General features: G+C 46.3%; 28 protein-coding genes and 1 other RNA gene. 22 read left to right on the forward strand and 7 right to left on the reverse strand.

The genetic code is table 11. From position 1 onward, the window contains the following. The first annotated feature begins 12 nt into the window (after positions 1-12). A complete protein-coding gene (gene ribBA, locus VBY75_RS00100; protein WP_222235629.1) occupies positions 13-1,128 on the forward strand; it encodes a bifunctional 3,4-dihydroxy-2-butanone-4-phosphate synthase/GTP cyclohydrolase II in 1,116 nt (371 codons plus the stop codon). On the opposite strand, the gene VBY75_RS00105 is transcribed toward ribBA, so the two are convergent. From VBY75_RS00105 to VBY75_RS00120, 4 genes are read right to left on the reverse strand one after another with little or no spacing between them, the layout of a single operon-like run. Beyond that, positions 1,129-2,022 (reverse strand): ketopantoate reductase family protein, encoded by an 894-nt coding sequence (locus VBY75_RS00105; protein WP_416511466.1) that lies wholly within the window; start codon positions 2,020-2,022, stop codon positions 1,129-1,131. After that, on the reverse strand, positions 2,012-3,355 hold the full coding sequence (locus VBY75_RS00110) for an AmpG family muropeptide MFS transporter (RefSeq protein WP_199493866.1): 1,344 nt from the start codon (positions 3,353-3,355) through the stop codon (positions 2,012-2,014). Before VBY75_RS00110 ends, VBY75_RS00105 begins: the two co-directional genes overlap by 11 nt. Beyond that, positions 3,355-3,945, reverse strand: a complete 591-nt coding sequence (locus VBY75_RS00115) for a peptidylprolyl isomerase (RefSeq protein WP_222235628.1) — start codon at positions 3,943-3,945, stop codon at positions 3,355-3,357. Before VBY75_RS00115 ends, VBY75_RS00110 begins: the two co-directional genes overlap by 1 nt. Before the next feature lie 2 nt (positions 3,946-3,947). Beyond that, positions 3,948-4,493, reverse strand: coding sequence for a YajG family lipoprotein (locus tag VBY75_RS00120; protein WP_199493864.1), 546 nt, complete (start codon positions 4,491-4,493; stop codon positions 3,948-3,950). A gap of 129 nt (positions 4,494-4,622) precedes the next feature. Between VBY75_RS00120 and VBY75_RS00125 the strand changes: the two genes are divergently transcribed. The 3 genes from VBY75_RS00125 to ffs all read left to right on the forward strand — a co-directional run bounded on the left by VBY75_RS00125 (position 4,623) and on the right by ffs (position 6,661). Continuing rightward, the gene (locus tag VBY75_RS00125; RefSeq protein WP_054491088.1) at positions 4,623-5,711 is read left to right on the forward strand and encodes a ketoacyl-ACP synthase III; all 1,089 of its coding nucleotides are present in this window, start codon (positions 4,623-4,625) and stop codon (positions 5,709-5,711) included. A 20-nt stretch (positions 5,712-5,731) separates the two neighbouring features. Then, the gene (locus VBY75_RS00130; RefSeq protein ID WP_222235626.1) at positions 5,732-6,481 is read left to right on the forward strand and encodes an enoyl-CoA hydratase-related protein; all 750 of its coding nucleotides are present in this window, start codon (positions 5,732-5,734) and stop codon (positions 6,479-6,481) included. A gap of 83 nt (positions 6,482-6,564) precedes the next feature. Next, an RNA gene (ffs, locus tag VBY75_RS00135) (signal recognition particle sRNA small type) lies at positions 6,565-6,661 on the forward strand. Between the two features lie 17 nt (positions 6,662-6,678). Here the strand turns inward: ffs and VBY75_RS00140 are convergent. Genes VBY75_RS00140 through VBY75_RS00150 form a run of 3 tightly spaced genes read right to left on the reverse strand, consistent with a single transcriptional unit; the run spans position 6,679 to position 8,414 of the window. Beyond that, positions 6,679-6,954, reverse strand: coding sequence for a late competence development ComFB family protein (locus VBY75_RS00140; RefSeq protein ID WP_054491086.1), 276 nt, complete (start codon positions 6,952-6,954; stop codon positions 6,679-6,681). Then, positions 6,944-7,897, reverse strand: a complete 954-nt coding sequence (locus VBY75_RS00145; protein ID WP_199493862.1) for a histone deacetylase — start codon at positions 7,895-7,897, stop codon at positions 6,944-6,946. Before VBY75_RS00145 ends, VBY75_RS00140 begins: the two co-directional genes overlap by 11 nt. Beyond that, on the reverse strand, positions 7,884-8,414 hold the full coding sequence (locus VBY75_RS00150) for a primosomal replication protein (protein ID WP_271331187.1): 531 nt from the start codon (positions 8,412-8,414) through the stop codon (positions 7,884-7,886). The genes VBY75_RS00145 and VBY75_RS00150 overlap by 14 nt, the downstream gene beginning before the upstream one ends. Before the next feature lie 466 nt (positions 8,415-8,880). On the opposite strand from VBY75_RS00150, the gene VBY75_RS00155 reads away from it, so the two are divergent. The 18 genes from VBY75_RS00155 to VBY75_RS00240 all read left to right on the forward strand — a co-directional run bounded on the left by VBY75_RS00155 (position 8,881) and on the right by VBY75_RS00240 (position 23,650). Continuing rightward, a complete protein-coding gene (locus tag VBY75_RS00155) occupies positions 8,881-9,669 on the forward strand; it encodes a DUF3450 domain-containing protein (protein ID WP_199493860.1) in 789 nt (262 codons plus the stop codon). Continuing rightward, complete coding sequence (locus tag VBY75_RS00160; RefSeq protein WP_199493859.1) at positions 9,666-11,033, forward strand: MotA/TolQ/ExbB proton channel family protein; 1,368 nt, start codon at positions 9,666-9,668, stop codon at positions 11,031-11,033. The genes VBY75_RS00155 and VBY75_RS00160 overlap by 4 nt, the downstream gene beginning before the upstream one ends. Positions 11,034-11,036: 3 nt before the next feature. After that, on the forward strand, positions 11,037-11,561 hold the full coding sequence (locus tag VBY75_RS00165; RefSeq protein WP_199493858.1) for a MotA/TolQ/ExbB proton channel family protein: 525 nt from the start codon (positions 11,037-11,039) through the stop codon (positions 11,559-11,561). 12 nt (positions 11,562-11,573) lie between these two features. Beyond that, the gene (locus VBY75_RS00170) at positions 11,574-11,975 is read left to right on the forward strand and encodes an ExbD/TolR family protein (RefSeq protein ID WP_199493857.1); all 402 of its coding nucleotides are present in this window, start codon (positions 11,574-11,576) and stop codon (positions 11,973-11,975) included. A 1-nt stretch (position 11,976) separates the two neighbouring features. Further along, positions 11,977-12,588 carry an energy transducer TonB gene (locus VBY75_RS00175; RefSeq protein ID WP_054491078.1) on the forward strand — a complete coding sequence of 204 codons (612 nt, stop codon included), beginning with the start codon at positions 11,977-11,979 and terminating at the stop codon, positions 12,586-12,588. A 3-nt stretch (positions 12,589-12,591) separates the two neighbouring features. After that, positions 12,592-13,890 (forward strand): tetratricopeptide repeat protein, encoded by a 1,299-nt coding sequence (locus VBY75_RS00180; protein WP_199493856.1) that lies wholly within the window; start codon positions 12,592-12,594, stop codon positions 13,888-13,890. 69 nt (positions 13,891-13,959) lie between these two features. Next, entirely contained in the window at positions 13,960-14,769 is an 810-nt protein-coding gene (locus VBY75_RS00185) for a DUF692 domain-containing protein (protein ID WP_278358822.1), read from the forward strand. Next, a complete protein-coding gene (locus VBY75_RS00190; protein WP_222235617.1) occupies positions 14,762-15,517 on the forward strand; it encodes a DNA-binding domain-containing protein in 756 nt (251 codons plus the stop codon). Before VBY75_RS00185 ends, VBY75_RS00190 begins: the two co-directional genes overlap by 8 nt. A 66-nt stretch (positions 15,518-15,583) precedes the next feature. Continuing rightward, on the forward strand, positions 15,584-15,706 hold the full coding sequence (locus VBY75_RS00195; RefSeq protein WP_268766552.1) for a hypothetical protein: 123 nt from the start codon (positions 15,584-15,586) through the stop codon (positions 15,704-15,706). A gap of 35 nt (positions 15,707-15,741) precedes the next feature. Then, positions 15,742-16,119 carry a response regulator gene (locus VBY75_RS00200; protein WP_416510488.1) on the forward strand — a complete coding sequence of 126 codons (378 nt, stop codon included), beginning with the start codon at positions 15,742-15,744 and terminating at the stop codon, positions 16,117-16,119. Positions 16,120-16,135: 16 nt separating this feature from the next. Next, positions 16,136-16,669, forward strand: coding sequence for an adenine phosphoribosyltransferase (locus VBY75_RS00205; RefSeq protein WP_416510490.1), 534 nt, complete (start codon positions 16,136-16,138; stop codon positions 16,667-16,669). A gap of 25 nt (positions 16,670-16,694) precedes the next feature. Beyond that, entirely contained in the window at positions 16,695-18,644 is a 1,950-nt protein-coding gene (dnaX, locus tag VBY75_RS00210) for a DNA polymerase III subunit gamma/tau (RefSeq protein WP_416510492.1), read from the forward strand. Positions 18,645-18,673: 29 nt separating this feature from the next. Further along, complete coding sequence (locus tag VBY75_RS00215; RefSeq protein WP_199493850.1) at positions 18,674-19,000, forward strand: YbaB/EbfC family nucleoid-associated protein; 327 nt, start codon at positions 18,674-18,676, stop codon at positions 18,998-19,000. 16 nt (positions 19,001-19,016) lie between these two features. Next, positions 19,017-19,622, forward strand: coding sequence for a recombination mediator RecR (gene recR / locus VBY75_RS00220; protein ID WP_054491062.1), 606 nt, complete (start codon positions 19,017-19,019; stop codon positions 19,620-19,622). Positions 19,623-19,687: 65 nt separating this feature from the next. Next, positions 19,688-21,601, forward strand: a complete 1,914-nt coding sequence (htpG, locus tag VBY75_RS00225; protein ID WP_416510495.1) for a molecular chaperone HtpG — start codon at positions 19,688-19,690, stop codon at positions 21,599-21,601. A 117-nt stretch (positions 21,602-21,718) separates the two neighbouring features. After that, on the forward strand, positions 21,719-22,366 hold the full coding sequence (gene adk / locus VBY75_RS00230; RefSeq protein ID WP_054491058.1) for an adenylate kinase: 648 nt from the start codon (positions 21,719-21,721) through the stop codon (positions 22,364-22,366). 75 nt (positions 22,367-22,441) lie between these two features. Beyond that, positions 22,442-22,849, forward strand: coding sequence for an MAPEG family protein (locus VBY75_RS00235; RefSeq protein ID WP_054491056.1), 408 nt, complete (start codon positions 22,442-22,444; stop codon positions 22,847-22,849). A 9-nt stretch (positions 22,850-22,858) separates the two neighbouring features. Next, a complete protein-coding gene (locus tag VBY75_RS00240) occupies positions 22,859-23,650 on the forward strand; it encodes an alpha/beta fold hydrolase (RefSeq protein ID WP_054491054.1) in 792 nt (263 codons plus the stop codon). Positions 23,651-23,665: the final 15 nt, after the last annotated feature.

Below are 23,665 nucleotides of genomic sequence, written 5' to 3' on the forward strand. Positions count from 1 at the left end.
GGGTAAAGCGGTATGTCACTGCATAGCACAGAAGAGATTATTGAAGACATTCGTCAGGGAAAAATGGTTATCCTGATGGATGATGAAGATCGCGAAAACGAAGGCGACATTATTATTGCCGCTGAGTGCGTAACGCCTGAATCCATTAACTTTATGGCGCGTTATGGTCGTGGACTTATCTGCTTGACGCTAACCGAGGAACGCTGTAAACAACTTAATCTTCCGTTAATGGTCGATAAAAACAACGCGCCTTATGCAACAAACTTTACGGTTTCCATTGAAGCCGCAGAGGGAGTAACAACGGGGATCTCTGCTGCCGACAGAGCGAAAACAGTGCTGGACGCCGTTAAAAAAGATGCGAAGCCCGAAGATTTAGTTATGCCGGGTCATATTTTTCCGTTAAAAGCTAAATCGGGTGGGGTGCTTAACCGCGCCGGGCATACCGAAGCCGGTTGCGACTTAGCGCGTTTAGCTGGTTTTGAGCCCGCCTCGGTTATTGTCGAAGTGTTAAACGAAGACGGTACCATGGCGCGTCGCCCTGACCTTGAAGCTTTTGCTAAAGCGCATGACATTAAAGTAGGCACCATTGCTGACCTTATTGAGTATCGCTCAATCCAGGAAAAAACCATTGAACGTGTCGCAGAATGCAGCCTGCCTACAGCCTTTGGTAAGTTTCATTTGGTGACTTATCAGGACACGATAGACAAGCAGGTGCATTATGCACTGGTTCATGGCGATTTATCGCAGGATAAGGTAACGAATGTGCGTGTTCACTTACAGGACACTTTCCATGACACCTTTTTAACCGAGCGAGCTGCCAAGCGCAGCTGGCCAATTCAAAAGGCGATGTCTTATATTGCTGAACATGACGGTGTACTGGTTATTATTGGTCGTCAACAAACACCGGATAATATCATTGCACAGGTTCAGGAGTTTGAGGCACAGGACAAAGGTGAGCACAAACCTACTGCGTCAGCTTCAAATGCTTCTCGTAATGTCGGTTTAGGTTCACAGATTTTGGCTGACCTTGATATTCATAAGATGCATTTAATGAGTTCACCAAAACGTTATTCGGCTTTATCGGGTTTTGGGCTTGAAGTGGTCGACTTTATTGAAGATAAAGACTAATTAACCGTAACGCTTTTGAAATTCATTCAGCAGCTGTTGGTGAGTTGGCGTGGCGACGTCTGCCGACTCACCTGTTTTAATCAAGTAACCGGTTAATTGCTCTATTTCAGTGTGCCTTTGCTGCTTGATATCCTGCAACATCGATGAGCTATTTAGCGCAGTCTCTTGTGCAACTCTCAATACTTCCCGGTGGCACATCTTAGCGTCTAAGACTACGTTCTGAGTTTCAGCCACAGCAACGGCTTCGTTAACCAAGCTTACGATTTGCGATTGCCACTTATCCTCAAGTAACTTTCCGTTTTCGCACTTATAAATGGCTGTTAGTGGATTTATTACACAGTTAATTATTAACTTTAACCAGCGCCGCTGGCTAGTATTCTGCTCAAGTACAAGTGGCGGGAAGGCTTGCTGAAGGGTTGACCAGGGCTCTGGCTCTTCTTGCCTGACTTCGAGCCAACTGCGACCCGTGCCTCTGTGCTCAATACGAATAATACCGTTTTCGTTTTTGCTCTTAACTGCTCCATGAGTCGTCACCATAGGATGCAGATTAAGCTGCCTTAATGTCTTAGGTAGCTCAACCATGCCGTTATGACTCAAAACAATAGGCATACTTTTATCAAAACCTTCAAGCGCTGTTATGTGCTGCAAGGCACTAATAACATCAAAAGCTTTAACGGCAACAATGAAGACACTATTTTTCGGTATTGGTAATTGAGTTGCAGGAACTTTATAGTTTCTTTTCTCATGTGCGCGAACAAGTTGCCACTCAATAGTTGCCGCCCGGTTATGACGTGATAAAACAGAAACCGATTCGCCGTTATCGCATAGCCCGCTGGCAATAAGCCCACTTACGGCTCCGGGGCCTAGCGTAATCCAGTGGTATTTAATTGGCATCACGCTGTTTCTCCAATGCCGTTAGCGGCTTGCGAATAAGCCAAAGGAAAGCCAGACTGGGTATGACCATAACCGCGGTTAGGACAAAAAACAGTGCCCAGTTACCCTGCATAGAGTCGACAATAACACCGCTGTAGGACGCTAGCATGGTTTTACCCAGGGTTCCCAGTGAGGCCATCAATGCATATTGGGTTGCGGTGAAAGTTCGGTTACAGAGCAGACTGATAAAAGCAACAAAGGCAACGGTAGACCAGGCGCTGGTAAAGCCATCAATCAATACTGCGCTTAAAAAGAGGTTAGTATCGGGGCCGACTAACGCTATCCAGGAAAACATCAGGTTAGACGACGCCATAGCAATACCGCCAATCATTAAGCCTTTAACAATGCCCAGACGCAGGTTGACTGCACTGCCAAGTAACGCAAATACAATAGTCACCCACCAGGTAACGAGTTTGGAGTAGGTACCAATTTCTGCGTTTGTGAACCCAATCTCTTTATAAAAGACTATCGACATACGACCAAGAAAGGCTTCACCAATTTTAAACAAAAAGATAAAAGCAAGAATGGATAAGGCCAGCTTTACACCGTTTCGGGAAAAGAACTCGGCTATTGGCTGAACAACAGTAATAGAAATGCGTTCTTTCATTGCTGGCCAAAAGTTAGTCAGCTTTGTCTTTATCGTGGGATCGCTATGATAAGTCGTACGACGCACAAAGAGTACAACAACGGCCAGAGCAAGCATAACGCAGCCCAGACCGAAATAAGCATGCTGCCACTGCCAGTCAACGCCATCGACAATGAAAAAGGGTAAAGCACCTAAGCCGCTGTAACCTGTCCACCAGCCAGCTGTCGTCATTGCAGCCCCGGCATTTTGTAGACGTCCCTCGGTTTCAGCAAAAGACTCAATCCTATAGGCATCAATGGCTATATCCTGAGTCGCGGAACTAACCGCTATGCCCAGAGCAATAAAGCCGGCTAAGTGCAAATTGCTTGTAATATCCAGGCTCGCCAGCGCAAAGCATCCTGCTGCAATGAGTGCCTGACACAGAAATATCCAGCTCCGTCTTTGTCCTAACCAACGAGTCAGGAGGGGAAGCTTGAGGTTATCAATAAGAGGGGACCACAAGAAGTTAATGGAATAGGCACCAAAAACCGCTCCAAAATAGCCGATGACCGAGCGCGTGAGTCCTACTTCCTGTAACCAGGCAGATAAAGCCGAGCCAATCATCACCCATGGAAATCCGCTGGCAATACCCAGCACGAATATTACCCATACACGCGATTGACGATAAACTTGTAGATCCTGCCAGAACGTCGGTTTAGTGACTGCCATCAGTTTTGCGGTACAACCTCAATGCGTTTCAGAGTCGGCGGGTCAACCGGTACGTCGGCCCAGCCTATGTCATCACTGTAAGCCTGTGACTCTAGCTCAGCCATGGCCTCCAGCACTTCAACTCCCTCAACAATGCGGCCAAAGACAGCGTATCCCCAGTCACCATCATCAGGATTGAGAGAGGTGTTGTCGTTTAAATTAAAGAAAAACTGACGGGTGCCGCTGTGAGGCTCTCGTTCCCGCGCCATAGCAATAGTCCCGTATTCATTTTTCAAGCCATTACCTGACTCATTGACGATTTTCTCGTAAGAGGGTTTGTCCTGAAAGTTTTTGTCATAACCACCGCCCTGAATGACAAAACCGGGTACTAAGCGGTGGAATATGGTGCCGTTATATTGTGCTTTTTTAACGTAACGGAAAAAGTTTTTAACCGTTAAGGGAGCAGCGTCTCGGTTTAACTCAACCACAATATCACCCATAGAGGTCACCATCTTTACTCGTGGAAAAGGATTATCTGGTTGAATTTCAGCGTGACTGAAACTGAGAAAGAAAGTAGCGGCAACGCCCAGTAAATACTTCGACCACTTCATGATTAAAAGTCCTCTTGTTCTGGCAGACGCAGTTTAGGATCATTGGCAATGTCAGACAGCACAGAGTTCAACAGTTGTTTAAATTGTCGTTCAATTGTGGCCTGAGCAGGTTTCAGACCGCCTGTTGAGCTGTAGGTTCCGGAGTAAAAGTTACTGTATCTACGATTAGCGCGCATTGCTTCGACTCGTATGGTCACACTGTGCTCAAGCTCGTATTTAATCGTGTGCAGGGTGGCGTCAACCAGCGCTTTTTCAATAGTGACATACCAGGTTAAGCCGTTGTTGCTGCTCGAGCCTGTTACCGGCTGCAGTGCTTCTTCAACGATAGCTGTTAAAGGTCTTTGAGCGGGCGCGAACTCTGCTTTGTCCTCTTCTTTCTTATGACGATACAGGTAGGAGTAGGAGCGTTTATCCTCAACTTTCAACTGGTTTACTTTAGTATTAAGGCTATTTGTAACAGCATCAGCACTGATGATTAATGGATCAGGTTGGCTTTGACAGGCACTAATAAAAAGCGCAAAAGTAGCTGTAAGTATTATTCGAAACATATGATTTATCCTTTTTCCTGGCGGTCATTCACCTGACGTCGATTCGTGCTATGATACGATGAAACGGTATCGTCATAAAACACTCTATCATTATGAGGATACTAGCCGACAGAAGTAAAAGGTTTTGCCGTGACTAAATTTGCTGAAATTACCGGTTGGGGAAAATGTCTGCCACCGGCTGTAATGACCAATGATGACCTTGCGACCTTTCTTGAAACATCTGATGAATGGATTGTTTCACGAACAGGAATTTCTGAACGTAGAGTGAGCCATGTCGGGACATCTGAGCTGGCAACTGTAGCGGCGCGAAACGCGCTGGCAGCAGCTGACTTAGACCCCAGCGAACTTGATCTCATTATTGTCGGTACTTGCACTGCGGACGAAATCATCCCAAACGTTGCCTCGGCTGTACAGCGGAACATTGGTGCTAAAGACGCTGCGGCGTTTGACTTAAATGCTGCTTGCAGCAGCTTTTTATACGCTATGCATGTGGCGACTCAGTCGATAAAGACTGGTGCTCATAAAAAGGTTTTGCTCATTGGAGCAGAGCGTCTTACCCGGATTCTTGACTGGACTAAACGCGAAAGTGCCGTGCTATTTGGTGACGGGGCCGGTGCTATGGTGCTTGAAGCATCAGACGAAGAAGTCGGCTTACTGGCCAGTCATATTAGCTGTGATGCGGATGCCCGTGATGTCCTCAGCCTTGATTTTGGCTTAAGCTTTGACCGTTTCGGTTTTGACGGAATTATGCAGTTTGATTTTGTTGGCCAGGAAATCTTTAAACGTGCCGTAAAAGGTATGAGTGCTGCAGTAGAGAATGTCTTCCAGCAAACGGGAATGACAACCGACGATATCGACGCGCTTATCCCGCATCAGGCGAACAAGCGACTCATCGATTTTCTCGGTAAAATGTGCAAAGTACCGAGTGAAAAAACGGTTATTAATATTCAGAAGTACGGAAATACTTCTTCAGCAACCCTACCTATTGCCTTTGCTGAGGCAGCTGATAACGGCATTATTAAGCCGGGTGATAGTATTATGTCGGCGGTATTTGGTGGTGGACTCACTTGCGGAGCCGGTTTAATTAAGTGGGGGCAGAGAGTCACGCCGAAACGACCTAACCAGATGGAGTTACCAGCCGGCGATAAAACCGCGCTGGAACTTATTGTCCCAATGCATGAAGCGACAAAAAAAGCGTGGAAAAACCGCGGTCAGTAGACGGTGACAGGAGACGGATTTTGAGTACTGAAGAGCTCGTACAGGTTTCACAAGATAACGGCGTTGTTCGTATACGGCTAAATCGACCTGAAAAGAAAAATGCTTTCACCCAGGATATGTACACAGCGTGTAACGAAGCATTGAAAGCTGCGGACGCTGACAACTCAATTCATGCGGTACTTTTTGAATCCAGTGGTGACAGCTTTTCTGCGGGGAACGATTTAAATGACTTCTTAGCGATTGAGAACTTAGACGAGTCGGCGCCACCATTTAAATTCTTGCATACGCTGGCGCGTGTCGAGGTTCCTGTTGTTGCGGCTGTTAACGGGTTAGCGATAGGTATTGGGACTACTTTGCTGTTGCATTGCGATATTGTTTACAGTAGCGATGAAGCCGTATTTGCCTTGCCTTTTGTACAGCTGGGGCTGTTACCTGAGGCCGCCTCTAGTCTCTTACTACCGCAAATTTGTGGTTATCAAAAAGCGGCGGAGTTGTTGCTACTTGGTGAAAGCTTTGATGCGCAGGCGGCGCAGCAAGCTGGCTTTGTTAACCATATTGTTTCGCTTGAACGTCTGCCCGTTGTGGTTGATGAAACGCTCGATAAGCTGCGTAAACAATCCAGTAAGTCGCTACGAATTTCTAAGCGGTTACTTAAGCAGCCGGCTGAATCTGTCGCTGATCGCATCAGTCGGGAAGCGACGTTTTTTGCTAAAGCATTAAGTTCAGATGAAGCTCGTCAGGCTATTGCGGAAAAGCTGCAGAAAAAGTAAGCAAAAGGTTAGCTGCGGGTTGTTTCGGTCGAATAACTGGTTCATAATGCAGCCCGCTTTGAATAAAGCGTTTATGGTGACTCTGCGGGTCCCCTCGCAACGCTAACTGGCGAACCCGGTCAGGCCCGGAAGGGAGCAGCCGTAGTCAGGGATGTGTGTGCCGAGGTGTGGCTGGTAGAGTCGCCACCCAATTTTTATTAATCGCCGTCGGGGCGTTTCCTTCCTTTAAGAAATTCCAATGCTTCCGTTATTGCTTTATGTACTTGCATCTCCATATCCAGTCGCTTTGAAGGGGGCAAGAAGAATGCCATATCCACCTCGTGTCGAATGTAGCGGGGCGGTAACTGATTAAGTACCAGACAACACAGGTCAGAAAGAAACTCCTGACTGTATTGTTTTTCTAATTCCAACTCTTCTATTCGGTCGGCAACTAAGCGTTCATAGTAATTGTGGATGTCATCGTCAAACTTCATACGTCTTTCCTTCTGTTAGTAGCTGACTCTCAGTATAAACATGATAGCTGGCTCTTAGTAGTTGAGCATGAGCGCGGACTAAACGATCTAAGTTACGTTGATAACCGCCTCCGATAACGGCAGCCAGGGGAATATCTTCACGCTTTGCAAAGCCTAGTACAGAAAGGTCACGTTGAAAAATTCCGGCAAGGCTAATATTCAGGTGGCCTAGCTCATCACGTTGATAAATATCAACACCGGCGTCGTATAAAATAAGGTCGGGTTTAACGTCCCGCTTAATAAACTGCAGGGTCTCCTTCAAAGTATCCAGGTATTGCTCATCGGACGTATGTTTGGCTAAGGGTTTGTCTAAGTCAGACTCAACTTTAGAGAACGGAAAGTTGCGCTCGCCATGGAGTGAGCAAGTAAAAACTCTGTCGTCATTAGCAAACAGAGTAGCCGTTCCGTCTCCCTGGTGAACATCGGTATCCAATATCGCGATTTTTAAGCTTGGGTACTTAAGCAACAGTTCATTACAGGCAATTGCCAAATCATTGATTAAGCAAAAACCACTTCCCCAGTCTTTATGAGCATGATGGTAACCTCCGGAGAAGTGAATGGCGATACCACGAGTTAATGCCAACTCAGTGGTTAACAGAGTTCCTCCGGCTGAGGTTAATGTGCGCTGCAATAAGCTTTCCGACCAGGGGAAGCCAATGCGGCGCCAGAGTGTCTTTTCCATACTGTTTTGGCGAAGCTGCTCAATGTAACCTGAACAATGCGTACGGGCGACTTGCTGCCAATTAAGAGCGCTTGGTCTATGCCATTGGTGTTCTTTGGCCCCGTGCTTAATTGCCCAATTTTTTAATAAACGGTATTTCTCTATTGGGTACCGATGCCGGGGAGGTAAGTTTAATTCACTATATATAGGTGAATAAATAAAAGGGACGTCAACCTTCTTCATAACGACTGATCTTTTTCTCCAGAGTATCAATAGCCATTTGGCATCGGTTAAGTCGTTGCTGGGCTCGTTGTATTAACACCGGATTGTTTTGAGAAACGGCGTTATCCAGGTTTTCGGTCAACCGTCTTTCATAGTCTCTGTAAGTAACAAGCTGTTGATGCAATTGCTGAATCTTATTTTGTGCCGTAATGCGGCTGTCTTGTTCTTGCTTAGGAAGCTTATTAATACGCAATGCCGTGGTTAAAGCTTCCAATTGCAGGCTCAGACGCTCCGCAAGATAATACTGAGCTTGCTGACCTTCTGTTCTTTGAAGTTGTACAAAGGTGTCCCGAGTTTCGGTTACGTAATCAATTGCCAGGTTAGAGCGTTTGCTGAAAAGTGATGGACTGAACCATTTTTCGCTCAGTTCGTTCTGTTTTTGTCGATTTTTTGCATCGATCTGCTCAGCACGCTCACTTAAATTAGTGAGCAGCTGTTCAATATGTTGTATTGACGTTGCATTTAATATCTCTCTCATGCCTTTATCTTAAAGGAATTTGGAACTTAGGTCACTAAATTGGGTCTGTCATTGAATATAGGTCGACGAATTAGTTGTTTAAAAAACGTTGAAATTCAAAAGTCAGTGTTGTTCGCCGATCAAAAAGTGATACTATTCTAGAAGGAGTAATATCCAGAGTTAGGTAGATAAGCACCTAAATTCAGGGTATGAAAAGAGTTGACGACAGGATGTTGTCCGAGAAAAAATCTGGAAATTACGCGACTCCAGATCCGTGTTCTACACTGGATATATAGCGACAGCTATAGCGCGGTTGACTCAGTTTACTTGGTTGACAGCGTATAGTCATCGTGGGAGTATTCATTGGTATTGCTGCATTTTAGGCAATAAAAATAAAGTGTAGAACTAGATCTTTTCGTCATTCAAACAACTGGTGTTTCGCGCCTTAGGCGTTGAAGCGGAAGTTAAGTCAAATTGGTTGGGAACTATGACCAAAGTAATCAAAAGAACCAAACTCGCTGCAACCCTGATGGGTGTGATGGCGTTTGCTGGCACCGGCGTTGCCGCTGCACAGCAAGTAGATGTAGCTAAGCTACAAAACGAAGAGAAGAAGATTTTGAACGCTGACGAACAGTCGCAAGAGAAAATCAACTCTTTGTTCGAGCAGAGCCAAGATCTTCTTATCGAGTATCGCTCAGTTGTTTCTGAGTACGAGAACTTGAAAGTCTATAACGATCACGTTCAGCGTTTGGTCAATGACCAAAACGCGACGCTTGAGTCTCTTCAGAAACAAATTGATGGAATCGAACGCACTAAGCAGGGCGTTGTTCCTTTGATGTATGAAATGATTGATTCGCTTGAACAGTTCGTGAAATTGGACATTCCAATTCACCGTGAAAAGCGTATGGATCGTGTTGAGCGTCTGCGTGACATCATGGACAGCTCAAGTGTTTCTACATCAGAGCAGTTCCGCCAAATCATCGAAGCTTATCAGACAGAAATGGACTACGGTTCAGGTTTGATTTCTTACCAGGGCAACCTGGAAATTGATGGTAAGGAAATTGCTGTTGATTATTTCCACATGGGTCGTGTTGCTTTCTTAGCACAGTCTTTAGACTTGAAAAATGCTTGGATCTACAACAACGAAACCGATGAGTGGACTGCTTTGGAAGACGAATTTATCCGTCCTCTAACCCAAGCGATTCGTATGTCTCGTAAGCAACTTGCTTACGATCTGGTGAAACTTCCAGTATTCGCAGCGGAGAGTGCAGAATGAATAAATTAGTTAAATCGTTAATGATTGCAGCAGCAGTCACCCTTTCTGCCGGTACGACTCTCGCTGCACAGGCTCAGGATGAAACTGAAGCTAAGAACCTTAATGAGCTGCTACAGCTTGTTGAGAAAAATCGTGTTTCTTCTCGTGAACTTAACGCTGAACGTGAGCGTGAGTTTACAGCTGCCCGTGCCGATAAGCAGGCTTTGCTTAACCAGGCTAAGCAGGAGCTAGAGGAAGAGAAAGCTCGGGGCAAACGTTTACAGGAAGAGTTTTCTGAAAACGAAGTCCAGCTGGCTAATAAAGAACAGGAACTTGAGAACGCCAAAGGCACCTTAGGTGAAATGTTCGGTGTTGTTCGTGGTGCAGCGACAGAAACTATCGGTCGTGTTGCAACGTCAATTGTTAGTGCGCAGTACCCAGGCCGTGAAGACGTCTTGGAGAGTTTATCTGAAGCAAAAGAACTTCCTACTCTGGAAGAACTTGAAGAGCTTTGGAAAGCGCTTCTGACTGAAATGGTCGAATCGGGTAAAGTGGTTAAATTTAATACTGATGTTACCCTTCTAGACGGTGGAACTGAAAACCGTGAAGTGGTTCGCGTTGGTACCTTTAACTTGATTTCAGGCGATCAGTACCTGGTTTATAACGACACAACTGAACAAGTTCAGCCGTTAGGTCGTCAACCGGAGGGTGCTGCAACTTCACAAGCTGAAGAGTTTACTAGTACAGAAGAAGGTTACGAAGGTGTATACCTTGATCCTTCAAAAGGTCAGATTCTTAGTCTGTTGACGGGAAAGAAGACTCTAGAAGAGCATTATCACTCGGGTGATACTGTTGGTTATGTTATTACTGCGGTATTAATTCTGGGTCTGTTAATTTCTGTATTCAAGTTGGTTACCTTGACAGCAGCTGCCGGAAAAATCCGTTCTCAGTTGAAGAATCCTGAACAGCCTAAAGACAATAACGCATTAGGTCGTATTCTTAAGGTTTACCAAGAGAATAAGAACGCTGATGTTGAAAACTTAGAGCTTAAACTGGACGAAGCTATTCTGCGCGAAACACCGAAAGTTGAAAGTGGCATTAATGTCATCAAGATTCTTGCGGCTATCGCACCGCTGCTTGGTCTGTTAGGTACAGTTGTTGGTATGATTGGTACTTTCCAGTCGATTACACTGTTTGGTACCGGTGATCCGAAGATCATGGCAGGTGACATCTCTATGGCGTTGGTAACAACCGCTATGGGTCTGATCGCTGCTATACCATTGATTTTGGCTCACAGTATTGTGGCTGCTCGCGGCAAGTCTATTGTTCATATTTTGGATGAGCAAGCAGCGGGTATCGTAGCCTCGCACTCGGAGAAGGAGTAACCCATGCTTTACCTGATGGAACTTTGGGAATCTATCAGGGATTTTCTGGCTACCGGTGGCGATGTCTTGTACATCGTCATGGGGGTGCTCTTTCTAATGTGGGTACTGATGATTGAGCGTTATTGGTACCTTACAGGTGCGTTCCCTAAATTTCGTAAAGAAATTATTGCGAAATGGGATGCCCGTAAGGACACCACCTCATGGTACGCCCATAGAATCCGTGAAGCATGGATTTCCGAAGCGAACGAAAAACTGAATGCACGTATTCTGTTGATAAAAACTTGTGTTGCCTTATGTCCGCTGGTCGGACTGTTGGGTACCGTGACAGGTATGATTACGGTGTTTGAAATCATGGCAGTACAAGGGACGGGTAACCCTCGTCTGATGGCATCGGGTATTTCGATGGCGACTATCCCGACAATGGCGGGAATGGTTGCAGCGTTATCCGGTATGTTTTTCGCGACACGTCTTGAGAGTAAAGTGCGTAGAGCGAAAGAAGGCCTTGTTGACAGTTTGCCACATCACTAAGAGAGTAAAACTATGGCACGTAATCGTAATCGAGAAGAGGAAGATGCGTCGATCGACATGACGCCGATGCTCGACATCGTCTTCATTATGTTGATCTTCTTTATCGTAACGACCTCATTCGTCAAAGAAGCAGGTATTCAGGTTAACAAACCTGAAGCCAGTAACACGACCAAGGAGCCTTCAGCTAACATCTTTATCGCAATTCGCGAAACCGGTGAAGTCTGGATGGACAAGCGTCAGGTCGATGTAGAGCGTGTAGGCGCTAACATTGAACGTATGTTGGCTGAACAGCCGACTGACGTTGTTGTAATCCAGGCCGATAAGAAAGCTGAGCATGGTGTCGTTGTAGAAGTCATGGACCAGGTTAAGGAAGCGGGTATCGATAAGATATCCATAGCTGCGGAGAATAACTAATATGGTGCGCTTTTTAGTATCTTTACTACTAGGTGCCGCCGTTACGTTTGCTCTGTTTGCTTTCATGGCTTACTTAATCGGCGGAGGAGCGCAGCGCAACGAAGCGCCGCCTCCAACCCCGGTTATTGACATCGTAACGTCGCCACCTGAGTCTGACGTTCAGGAGCGTCGGCGTACTCCGCCGCCGCCACCGCCGCCGCCGGAGCAACCACCAGAAACACCACAGTCTGAGCCAGATACAACAGACAGTGGAATGAACATGAACATGGGTTTTGATGTTGATGTTGGTGGAGCTGATACAGGACTTTCTGGTCCAGGCGGAGGTTTAAGTTCTGACGGTGACGCAACACCAATTGTTCGAATTGAACCGCGTTACCCGCCATCAGCTGCTCGAAATGGCACCGAAGGTTGGGTTCAATTGCGCTTCACTATCGATCAACAAGGTGGTGTAACTGACGTTGAAGTCATCGATTCTGAACCTCGTCGAGTGTTTGACCGAGAGGCGCGCCGCGCTTTGTTGCGCTGGAAGTATAAGCCGAAGGTTGTTGATGGTAAGCCTGTCCGTCAGGAAGGCATGACCGTTCAGCTCGACTTCACAATGGATGGGAACTAAGAAATGAAATATATATTAAAAACATTTGTTAGTGTCCTGGCTTTTGCTTCGGTTATGTCGATGACAACGGTTCAGGCTTCGGCTCAGGATTTTGGCTTCAGCATACCGGATCAAGAGACCGTTGAGGCGCAGAAAAAAGCTCGCGACAATAAAGCTGCTTCGCAGAGTATTGGACGAGCTATCATGGACGCCTTTGAGCTGTATGAAGAAGAAAAAATTAAGGAAGCAATAGCTGTTCTTGAAGAACAGGATCCTGACCCAGGTTACGACTCTGCTTACCTGGGCCGCTTTCTTGGAAATCTTTATGCAGCTGATGAGCGCATGGCCGACGCTTTAGAAGTTTTGAAAGACGCTGTTGATCAAGACGTGCTTGGTTGGAACGACCAGGCAGCAGCGATGAAACTGGTAGGGCAGATTAGTCTTCAGGAAGAAAAGTACGAGCAGAGTCTTGAATACCTTAAAAATTGGATTCAATTTACAGGTAAACGTGACTCTCAAGTTTTCTTATATATGGCTAATGCCCACTATCAGTTAAAGAACTTTGCTAAGGTCATTCCGTTTGCAGAGGCATCTTTAGAAGCTGCAGATAAGCCAGAAAAGAACGTTTACAATTTGATGATGGCCTCTTACTACGAGCGTAAGATGTATCCTGAAGCAATTGGTGTTCTTGAAGAAGGTTTGAATAAGCTTCCAGAGGTTACTACTTGGTGGCCACAGTTAGCTCAATTCTACATGTTAGAAGAAAACTTATCTAAGTCTCTTCAAACTTTGGAAGTGGCGTATTTAGCCGGATACCTGAGTACAGAGAGCCAGTTTAAAATGTTGGTTCAGTTGTACGACAATGAGGGTATTCCGTATAAAGCAGCTACTACCATGGAAAAGCATGTAGAAGCCGGTGATATTGAGGAATCTGCTCGAAACTTTGCAACTATTGCAAACAGTTACCACAGAGCGAAAGAGCTTGATGAAGCCGTTTCTTGGTATGAGCGCGCAGCAGAAGCAACTAACGACTCTGGCGACAAAGGTGAATATTACCGTAAGCAAGGTAACTTGATGCTGTTGAATGAACAGTATATTGCGGCAACTGAACCTTTGAAGAGAGCCCTGGACTACCTTGAGCGTGAAGACGAAGGTCGTGTCTATATGTCATTAGCAGAAGCGTATTTCTATGGTGGTGACTATCGCCAGGCAATGCGGTATGTTGATGAAGCGGCAACCTTTGACGGTCAACGTCGCAGTGCTCGCAGCTGGAGAGGCTACATTAGGTCGACAGCAGAGCGAAAAGGTATCGATCTCGATTAATCACTTTTCGTTTGAACTGCACTGTAAAACCCGGCCACTGTGTCGGGTTTTTGTTTTTCAGAGGGTAATATGAAACCGAATTCAATAGGTCTCGGCTTAAGAAATGAGTTACTGGATGCTGCTTTAGCAGGTGATATTGATGCCGACTTCCTGGAGCTCGCGCCGGAAAATTGGATCCCTTTTAAAGGGCGTCGTTTAGAAACTCTGGCGAAAGTTGCCGAGAATTATCGCTTAACCAGCCACGGGTTGTCATTGTCTATTGGTAGCCAGGACCCTCTGGATTATACTTTTCTGAAAGACGTTAAACAGTTCGTGTCGCAATTTAATGTTGAAATCTACAGTGAGCATTTAAGTTACTGCTCACATAAAGGGCAGCTATACGACCTATTGCCTATACCTTTCACGGCCGATGCGGTTTCTCATGTTATAGACAGAATTAAAGATGTTCAGCACTATTTAGAAAGACCTCTAATATTGGAAAATGTATCTTATTACGCGAGTCCGGCACCTGAGTTAAGTGAGTTAGACTTTATCTGTCAGGTGTTGAAGCGAAGCAATTGTAAGCTGCTACTTGATGTGAATAATGTCTTTGTAAACAGCGTGAATCACGATTATAACCCTCGCGATTTTATAGCTGGCTTACCTTCAGAAAAAATCGCCTACGGGCATATAGCGGGGCATCATGAGGAGTTCGACGATCTTTATGTTGATACGCATGGTGCTAAAGTAAAAGATGAAGTGTATGAGTTGTTGGATTACGCTTATAAGTGCCATGGCGTTTATCCGACTCTTTTGGAAAGGGATTTTAACTTCCCGGCTTTGTCTGAGTTAAATGGCGAGTTGAACCAAATAAGAGTGATACAAAAGCGCCATGAGTAATGACACATTCAAACAAATTCAGGATCGCTTTGTTCAGCAACTGAAAGATCCACAAAAGTCCGTAGAAGAACCGTGGTTAGCTGATATTGAAGAGCGGCGGCTGGCAATTTATCAGCGGTTACTCCGTAATAATATTTTTCGCTTTGTAGACAGCGCTTTTCCGGTCCTCAAAAAGCTATGCGATGAAGAACAATGGCAAGCAACTAAAGAGCAGTTCTTTCGCTCTTTTTCGTCAAACTCTCCATACTTTACTGGTATTGCTAAAAGCTTTGTTGAGTATTTGCAGTCTGATAATGCACTTTTTGTCTTTGCTCCGGAACTCGCGCATTACGAATGGCTTGAACTCGAAGTGGAGCAAAAGCCGTGGCCGGAAAGCCATATTTGTGTGACAGATGAGCTTCATGAAGAGCAAATCATAGGCCTAAACCCAACGGCGGTTATTTCTGCATATCAGTATCCGGTTGACGAAATCGGCATTGAATTTAAACCGGAGAGACCGCTCTCACAACCGCGTTTTTTAGTTGTGTTTCGCGACGCGGAAGGAAAGGTTCGTTTTGTTCGTATAAATGCAATGACTTACCTGCTTTTAACAGAGTTACAAAGCCGCAATTATATTAGGCTGCAAGATTTTTTTGATTTGTTGCCGGAGCTGCTTCCTCAATGGCCGGCTGAACAAATTCAGGAGGGGGCTGAGCAGACGTTGCAACAGTTCGCTTCGCAGCAATTGTTATTGAGAGTAAAGAGCTGAATTCAACTTTTATCGTTGCTGAGGATCGAGTATGATCAGCACCGATTTCATCGAGAGGTAAAAGTTATGTCATCAGAAACATTTAAAGAACCGGCAGGCAAAGGCTTTTTGCTTATAGCCGTGGTTTTATTTCTAATTGCTGGCTGCTTGCCATTAATTTTACGTTTAGCACAGGTTTTTTCCGCTTAATCAGCTCCTCATTAACTATCAGGTAAGCGACATTTATGTCAGTCTCTTTGCTCGTTGTCGAGGATAAAGACAAAACCCTTCAGTCCATTTGTACGATGATAGAACCGCTTGGCTTCGAGGTAACGATAGCCCGCGACGGACTGGACGGTTTAAGTAAGGCGAAACAGCAGTATTTTGATATTATTTTGCTGGATCATAAAATGCCGGTGATGGATGGTTTGTCATTACTGAAAAACTTACGTGAATTAGAGGCTTATCAGCACAGCCCATTATTATTTATGTCTACTCAGGACATGGTAGAAATAGAACCTAAAGCGTTAAAAGCTGGTGCAACTCAATGCCTTGCAAAGCCTTTGCATGAGGACTTCCTGCTCGATACTTTGAAAACCTGGGCGGTGCGCTTTGTTGCCTAGTAAAGAGAGCAAAAACATGGAGTTAACTGTACAAGGTATTCGGGATTCAATAGGTGCTATTCCTGATTACCCTAAGCCGGGTATTATCTTTCGTGATATCACGCCATTGTTGCAAAACCCTGCGGCTTTTGAACTGGCAATTAACACCTTAAAACAAAGATATAAGCAGAGCGGAATAACTCAAATAGCGGCAATTGAAGCGCGAGGCTTCATATTTGGCTCAGCGTTAGCTTATGCAATGGGCTGTGGCGTCACTCTCTTGCGTAAGCCCGGAAAGTTGCCCGGCAAGGTTGTAAGCCAGAGTTACGATTTAGAGTATGGTTCTGATGAACTGCAAATGCACGAGAACGCATTGACTGCAAACGACAGGGTCTTAATTGTTGACGACTTGCTGGCCACTGGCGGGACCGTAGTTGCGGCTCATAAGCTGGTTAAAGCAACCGGCGCCGAAGTAGAGGAAGCCGCTTTTGTGGTCTCATTACCTGAGTTAGGTGGTGAAGATAAATTGCAGCAGGCAGGCGTTGCGTGCTATACCTTATGTCAGTTTTAACGAGACAGAGTTAAGAATCTCCCCTATGAGCTATCAGGTACTGGCAAGAAAATGGCGACCTTCCCAGTTTGCGGAAGTTGTTGGTCAACAACATGTTTTGAAACCGCTTGAACATGCGCTGGATAAGCAAAGGTTGCACCATGCCTACTTGTTTACCGGAACACGAGGCGTCGGTAAAACGACCATTGCGCGCATATTAGCTAAAGCTCTTAACTGCGAGAAAGGCATTACTTCGACCCCGTGCGGGCAATGCAGTGCTTGTCTTGAGATAGAGCAGGGGCGCTTTGTCGACTTGCTCGAAATAGACGCCGCGTCAAGAACGAAAGTTGAAGATACCCGGGAGTTACTGGATAACGTTCAATATCGTCCGACCCGCGGACGCTATAAAGTTTACCTGATTGATGAAGTCCATATGTTGTCGCGGCACAGTTTTAATGCGTTGCTTAAAACGCTGGAAGAGCCACCGGAACACGTAAAGTTCTTACTGGCGACAACAGACCCTCAAAAACTTCCAGTGACCATTTTGTCACGCTGTCTGCAATTTAACTTAAAGGCGTTGTCGAACGACGATATTTCACAGCAGCTTAATTACGTTCTGGGACAGGAGCAGGTTCAGGCGGACGCTGACGCGTTACCATTATTAGCTCGTTCTGCTCGTGGCAGCATGCGTGATGCCTTGAGTTTAACCGATCAAGCAATTGCTCAGGGCAACGGCGCTGTGAGTATTGACAGTGTCAGACGCATGCTGGGTAATGTACCGGTCGCTGACATTGCGGCCTTACTGGATTGTGTTCTTGATGGTGAAGCCGAAAGTGTCATGCAGCGTGTTGATGCTATGGTTTCTATGGTGCCGGACTTAAGCTCCGTGCTGGTTGAGCTGCAAAGTTTACTGCATCAACTGGCGTTGGTACAGCAAGTGCCAGGTGCAGCAAACGCCTTTGAGAATAGCGATGTATTAAAGCCGCTTTTACGGCGCATGCCGGCCGAGTTAATTCAGGTATTTTATCGTATTGTTCTGGAAGGGCGTCGTGAGCAAGCCTATGCTATTGACGCGCGCAGCGGTCTGGAAATGACTCTGTTGAGAATGCTCTGCTTTCGCCCTGCAGAAAACGATAGCTATAACGATACCAGTGAACTGAGTGCCACCGCGCATACCGATGTTCCTCATTCAAATTTGGCCAGCGCCGAAGTGAATGAGCCCGCTGTCGAAGCTATGCCTGAGTCAGTGCCTGAATCAGAGTTAGAACCGGAACCGGCAGAGCCGATGCCGTCGGAGCTCGAGTCCCAGTACCAATCGGAGCCCGAGCACCAAACAGAATCCAAGCATCAACCGGAACCTGACTTCAGTTATTCGGAACCAACGGAAACACAGCAACAAGACTCCGGTGTTTCCGATCTATTGCGTGTTCGTGAGCAGTTGGCGGAAAAAAAAAAGCCAGACAACAGTAATGAATCGGTAGTCACTCCGGTCGTTAGTGAAGAGAGGCCAACCGTTCCAGACCCTGAGCCCGAAACACGACAAGAGCCCCTGGCTGAAGCTACACCAGTCAGAGACTACCAATTTCCCGAGTTAAATGACGATATCCGAGAAGCCGCAGAAATCGATAAATGGAGTGCGATGATCGCCGGCATGGACATTTCAGGTTTAGCGCGTCAGGTACTACTTAATTCAGAGTTAAAAAAGGTTGGGGACGATGACTGGCTCATTCTGGTTGCAGAAGAGCAGAAGAGTTTATTGAACGATTCAACCAGTGAAGCCGTCAGAGAGTCACTAACCGGATTGTTAGGGCCAGCTGCACGGGTGCAGTTTGATATTGGCGTTCCGAGTCAGCCGACGCCTCTTATGGTGCAGCAGCATATTGATCAGTACCGGCATCGGCGTGCTTGCGAAATACTGCAGGCCGACACCGGTGTACAGGAATTACAGCAAAGGTTTCAAGCGCAGGTTGATGAATCATCAATTCAAGCGCGTTAATTTTATAAAGCTTAAACGAGGAAATAATTATGTTTAAAGGTGGAATGGGTAACATGATGAAGCAGGCGCAACAAATGCAGGAGCGCATGCAAAAAGCCCAGGAAGAAGTGGCTAACATGGAAGTCACTGGTGAAGCCGGCGCCGGGTTAGTAAAAGTGACGATGCTTGGCAACCACAATGTTAAACGTGTGAGTATTGACCCAAGCCTAATGGAAGACGACCAGGAAATGTTGGAAGATTTGATTGCAGCGGCAACTAACGATGCCGTGCGTCGTGTTGAAGAGACCAGCAAAGAGCGTATGTCCGAAATTACAGGCGGCATGGGCTTACCTCCTGGCTTTAAAATGCCGTTCTAAGTCGTAAGGTCAGTTCATGAGTATTAGTCCGGCAATTGATCAGCTTGTTGATAATTTAAAACGTCTGCCAGGTGTTGGTCAGAAATCAGCACAGCGTATGGCATTTCATTTGCTTGAACGCGATCGCGGCGGCGCCTCCCGGCTTGCCGAATCTTTGCAGTCCGCAGTTGAAAAAGTGGGGCACTGCGAGTGTTGCCGGACCTTAACTGAAGAGCCGCTGTGTCGAATTTGCAGCAATCCGATGCGGCGTGAGAACGGTGTGCTCTGTGTGGTTGAAACACCCGCCGACGTGCTTGCGATTGAACAAACTTCGCAGTTCCAGGGCCGCTATTTTGTGTTAATGGGGCATTTGTCGCCGCTGGACGGTATTGGGCCGTCAGACATTGGTCTGGATGAGCTTGAGCGACAGTTGCAGAATGAACCCGTTGAAGAGATTGTTCTGGCAACGAATCCGACGGTAGAAGGTGATGCCACCGCCCATTATATTGCCGATATTGCCGCCCAACAGAATATCAATACTACTCGAATAGCTCATGGCGTGCCGGTTGGTGGTGAGTTGGGCTATGTCGACCAAACGACTTTAGGTCACGCTTTCAGCGGTCGAAAACAATTTTCCCGATGACTTGAAAATATCTCCTGCGCCCCCATTGTTATTGGCATAGGTAATAACAGCAGGAGAAATATACTATGGCGGAAGCCGGTCAAATGGAAAAACATGGATTTCAGACAGAAGTAAAACAACTGCTTCACCTGATGATCCATTCTCTGTATTCCAATAAAGAAATTTTCTTACGCGAACTGGTCTCAAATGCGTCCGACGCAGCGGATAAATTGCGTTTTAAAGCCTTAAGCGACAACTCCCTGTATGGCGACGACAGCGACCTGCACGTTCGGGTTTCTGTTGATAAAGACAGCCGCACCATCACTATCAGTGACAATGGCGTTGGCATGACTCGTGACGATGTCATGAACAACCTGGGAACCATTGCCAAGTCAGGTACCGCTGAATTCTTTGGTCAACTGTCCGGCGACGAAGCAAAAGACAGCAAGCTTATTGGTCAGTTTGGTGTTGGCTTCTATTCAGCCTTTATCGTTGCTGATGAAGTTACCGTAAGAACTCGTTCAGCATTAGATAAAGACGCTCGCGGAGTTGAATGGCGCTCGCAAGGTGAGGGTGATTTCGAAATTGCTGACATTGATAAAGCTCGTCGCGGCACTGACATTATTCTGCACCTGAAAGACGATGCCGATGAATTCTTAGATGAAAACCGTCTGCGTGGCATTATCAATAAATATTCAGAACACTTGAGTATCCCGGTTCAAATGTGGAAAGAACCCGTACCTGAGTCAGAAGACGACGAAGGCAACAAAGTAGAAGGGCAACCCGGCGAATGGGAAACTGTAAACTCAGGTCAGGCACTCTGGACTCGTGAGAAGTCAGAAATTACTGACGAAGAATACAAAGAGTTTTACAAGACTGTCGCACATGACTTTGATGAGCCACTTTTATGGAGCCACAACAAAGTCGAAGGCACGACCGAGTATACTAATTTACTGTATATTCCTAAACGCGCTCCGTGGGACTTGTGGAACCGTGAGCAGCAGCACGGTGTTAAGCTTTATGTGAAGCGCGTATTCATTATGGATGACGCTGAGCAGTTAATGCCCACTTATCTGCGTTTTGTGCGTGGCCTGGTCGATTCAAACGACTTACCACTGAACGTTTCACGTGAAATTCTGCAGGACAATAAAATTACCCGTGCTATGCGGAACGGCAGTACCAAAAAAGTGCTGCAGATGCTGAAAAAGCTGGCAAAAGACGATAAAGAACAGTATCAACAGTTCTGGGATACTTTCGGTAACGTTCTGAAAGAAGGTCCGGCAGAAGATCATACCAACCGTGAACGTATCGCTGAACTCCTGCGTTTTGCTTCGACCCACAATGAAGGCGCGGTTCAGTCAGTCAGCCTGGATGACTACATTGAGCGTATGAAAGAAGGTCAGGATAAGATTTTCTACATTGTGGCCGACAGCTACGAAGCCGCCAGAAACAACCCTGCGCTGGAAATCTTCAATAAGAAAGGCATTGAAGTTTTACTGCTTTCTGAGCGTATCGATGAGTGGTTAATGAGCCACCTGACAGAGTTTAAAGAGAAGCAATTGCAGTCGGTTACTCGTGGTGATCTGGACTTAGGTGAACTGGACGACGAGGAAGATAAGGTTGAACAGGAAAAAGCCGAAGAGGCCTTCAAAGCGAACCTTGAGCGTTTTGAAAAAGCATTAGGCGATAAAGTGAAGAAGGTTCGCGTAACTCACCGGTTAACCGACTCGCCAGCTTGTATCATTACGGATGACAATGATATGAGCACGCAGATGGCCAAGTTGATGGAAGCTGCTGGACAGGCGGTTCCTGAAACTAAGTACATCTTTGAAGTGAACCCCGAGCATCCACTGATAGAACGGATGCTGACTAAGGACGAGGACACATTTAAAGAGTGGGCTGAAGTTTTATTGGACCAGGCTACTTTGGCAGAACGGGGTAATCTGAAAGACCCGGCCTCTTTTGTCACCCGCCTTAATAAATTAATGCTAAACGCTTAATTTTGCACCTGCTGCTGCGGGTAAGTCATTGCCCGCAGCGTCTTTCTGAGCTTGTAATAGCCCGCCCGTCAGGGTAAAGTTCGGGGCAGACTTTTGAATCATACAAAGAGGTTTTCTATGCGCATTATTTTGTTAGGCGCCCCAGGAGCTGGAAAAGGAACTCAGGCACAGTTTCTGATGAACACTTTTGGGATCCCTCAAATTTCCACTGGTGATATGCTGCGTTCAGCAATAAAATCGGGTTCGGAATTGGGTAAAAAAGCCAAACAAGTGATGGACGCCGGGCAACTAGTGTCTGACGATATCATCATTGAGTTGGTTAAAGAACGTATTGCCGAGCCGGACTGCCAGAACGGCTTTTTGCTCGATGGTTTTCCAAGAACCATTCCACAAGCCGATGCAATGCGCGATAACGGTATTGAAATTGATTATGTACTGGAATTTGATGTTCCGGACGAAATTATCGTTGATCGTATGAGTGGGCGTCGTGTCCACCCTGGATCAGGTCGTGTTTATCATATTGAGCACAACCCTCCGAAGGTAGATGGTAAAGATGATGAAACTGGTGAAGAGCTGGTGATTCGTCCGGACGATCAGGAGCAGACGGTTCGCAAACGCTTGTCGGTTTACCATGAGCAGACAGAGCCTTTGGTTGAGTACTACCAGAAGCTGTCTGAGGAAGGGAAAACAGAGTACCACAAAATTGATGGTACGCAGCCTGTCGACAAAGTCAGTGAGCAGCTTGGTGACTTGCTTAGAAAATAACAGGTTTAGCAAAAGGCTCACATGGTGAGCCTTTTTTGATGACGCCGACTAACAAAGAAAAAGAAGGGGCAGCAAGTGACATCACAACTTACAATTACCGGTTTTTATGCCGGAGTCTTAACGTTAATCTATCTTGCCCTGGCGGCGCGTATTATACGCTTACGCTGGAAGCACCGAGTCGGTATTGGTACCGGCGAAGCTCAGGATCTAAAAGCAGCCGTTCGCATTCATGGCAACTTTATTGAATATGTGCCGTTGGCTCTTATTCTATTTGCTATGATGGAAGTTCAGAATGCGCCTTTAGGCTTACTGCATGGCTTAGGTATTGCGCTGGTTATTGCTCGTTTATGCCATGCCATTGGGTTAACTCGCAGTGTAGGTGTTAGCCTGCCAAGAACCATTGGTGTATTAACAACTTTTGCCGTTTTGCTATTAGCTGCTGGCTACGGTATCGGTCAGTTTGTTGGTGTCAGTTTATCTTAAAGTGAAGTTATGTCTGAAATAGAACCCGGAATTCATTTATATGGCGAGCAGCAAAATCCCCCGGTCATTTTGTTGCACAGCTCGCAGAGTGCCAGTACACAGTGGCGAGCTCTGTTAAAGGACCTAGTGAGCAGCCACTTTGTTATTGCGGTTGATCTCCTTGGTTATGGGCAGGCGCCTAAAGTTGAATATACGGCGAACTTTCGGCTGGAGCAGGAGCTGCCACGTATCCTTTCTGCTGTCGAAAGTTTACAGCTGAAGCAGCCCGTTCAGCTGGTCGGGCACTCATACGGAGGTGCCGTTGCGCTAAAACTGGCATTAGAGAAGCCATTTGAGATTGCCGACGTGGTGGTTTATGAGCCTGTGGCCTTTCATGTGCTACCGGATGACTCGCCGGGCATGCTGGAAATTCAGGAAATTAGTCAGGCAATGCATGGCAGAGACGCGAAAGAATGCACTCGCACTTTTGTCGACTACTGGAACGATGCCGGTTATTTCGATGCTCTGCCGGAGCGAATCCAACAGTTAATGGTTGCCCAGGCCGATAAAGTAGCGCTGGACTTTGATGCATTGCTTAACGAACCAAGGCGCCTGGCTGACTACAGTGGTGTTGATCAAAACCTGCTGCTGTTGCAGGGCGATCACACTCGGCGTAGTGCTAAGGCGGTTGCTGAGGCACTGTCCACGGTTTTGCCTAATATTACAAGAGAATCGGTTACTGCCGGGCATATGGGACCACTAACTCACCCGGCGGATGTTAACCAACGTATTCTGCGCTTTTTGCGCAACCAACCTCATTAACCCAGAGAATAAGAA

Origin of the sequence: Idiomarina sp. HB (genome assembly GCF_048059115.1) — a bacterium.
GTDB lineage: Bacteria > Pseudomonadota > Gammaproteobacteria > Enterobacterales > Alteromonadaceae > Idiomarina > Idiomarina abyssalis.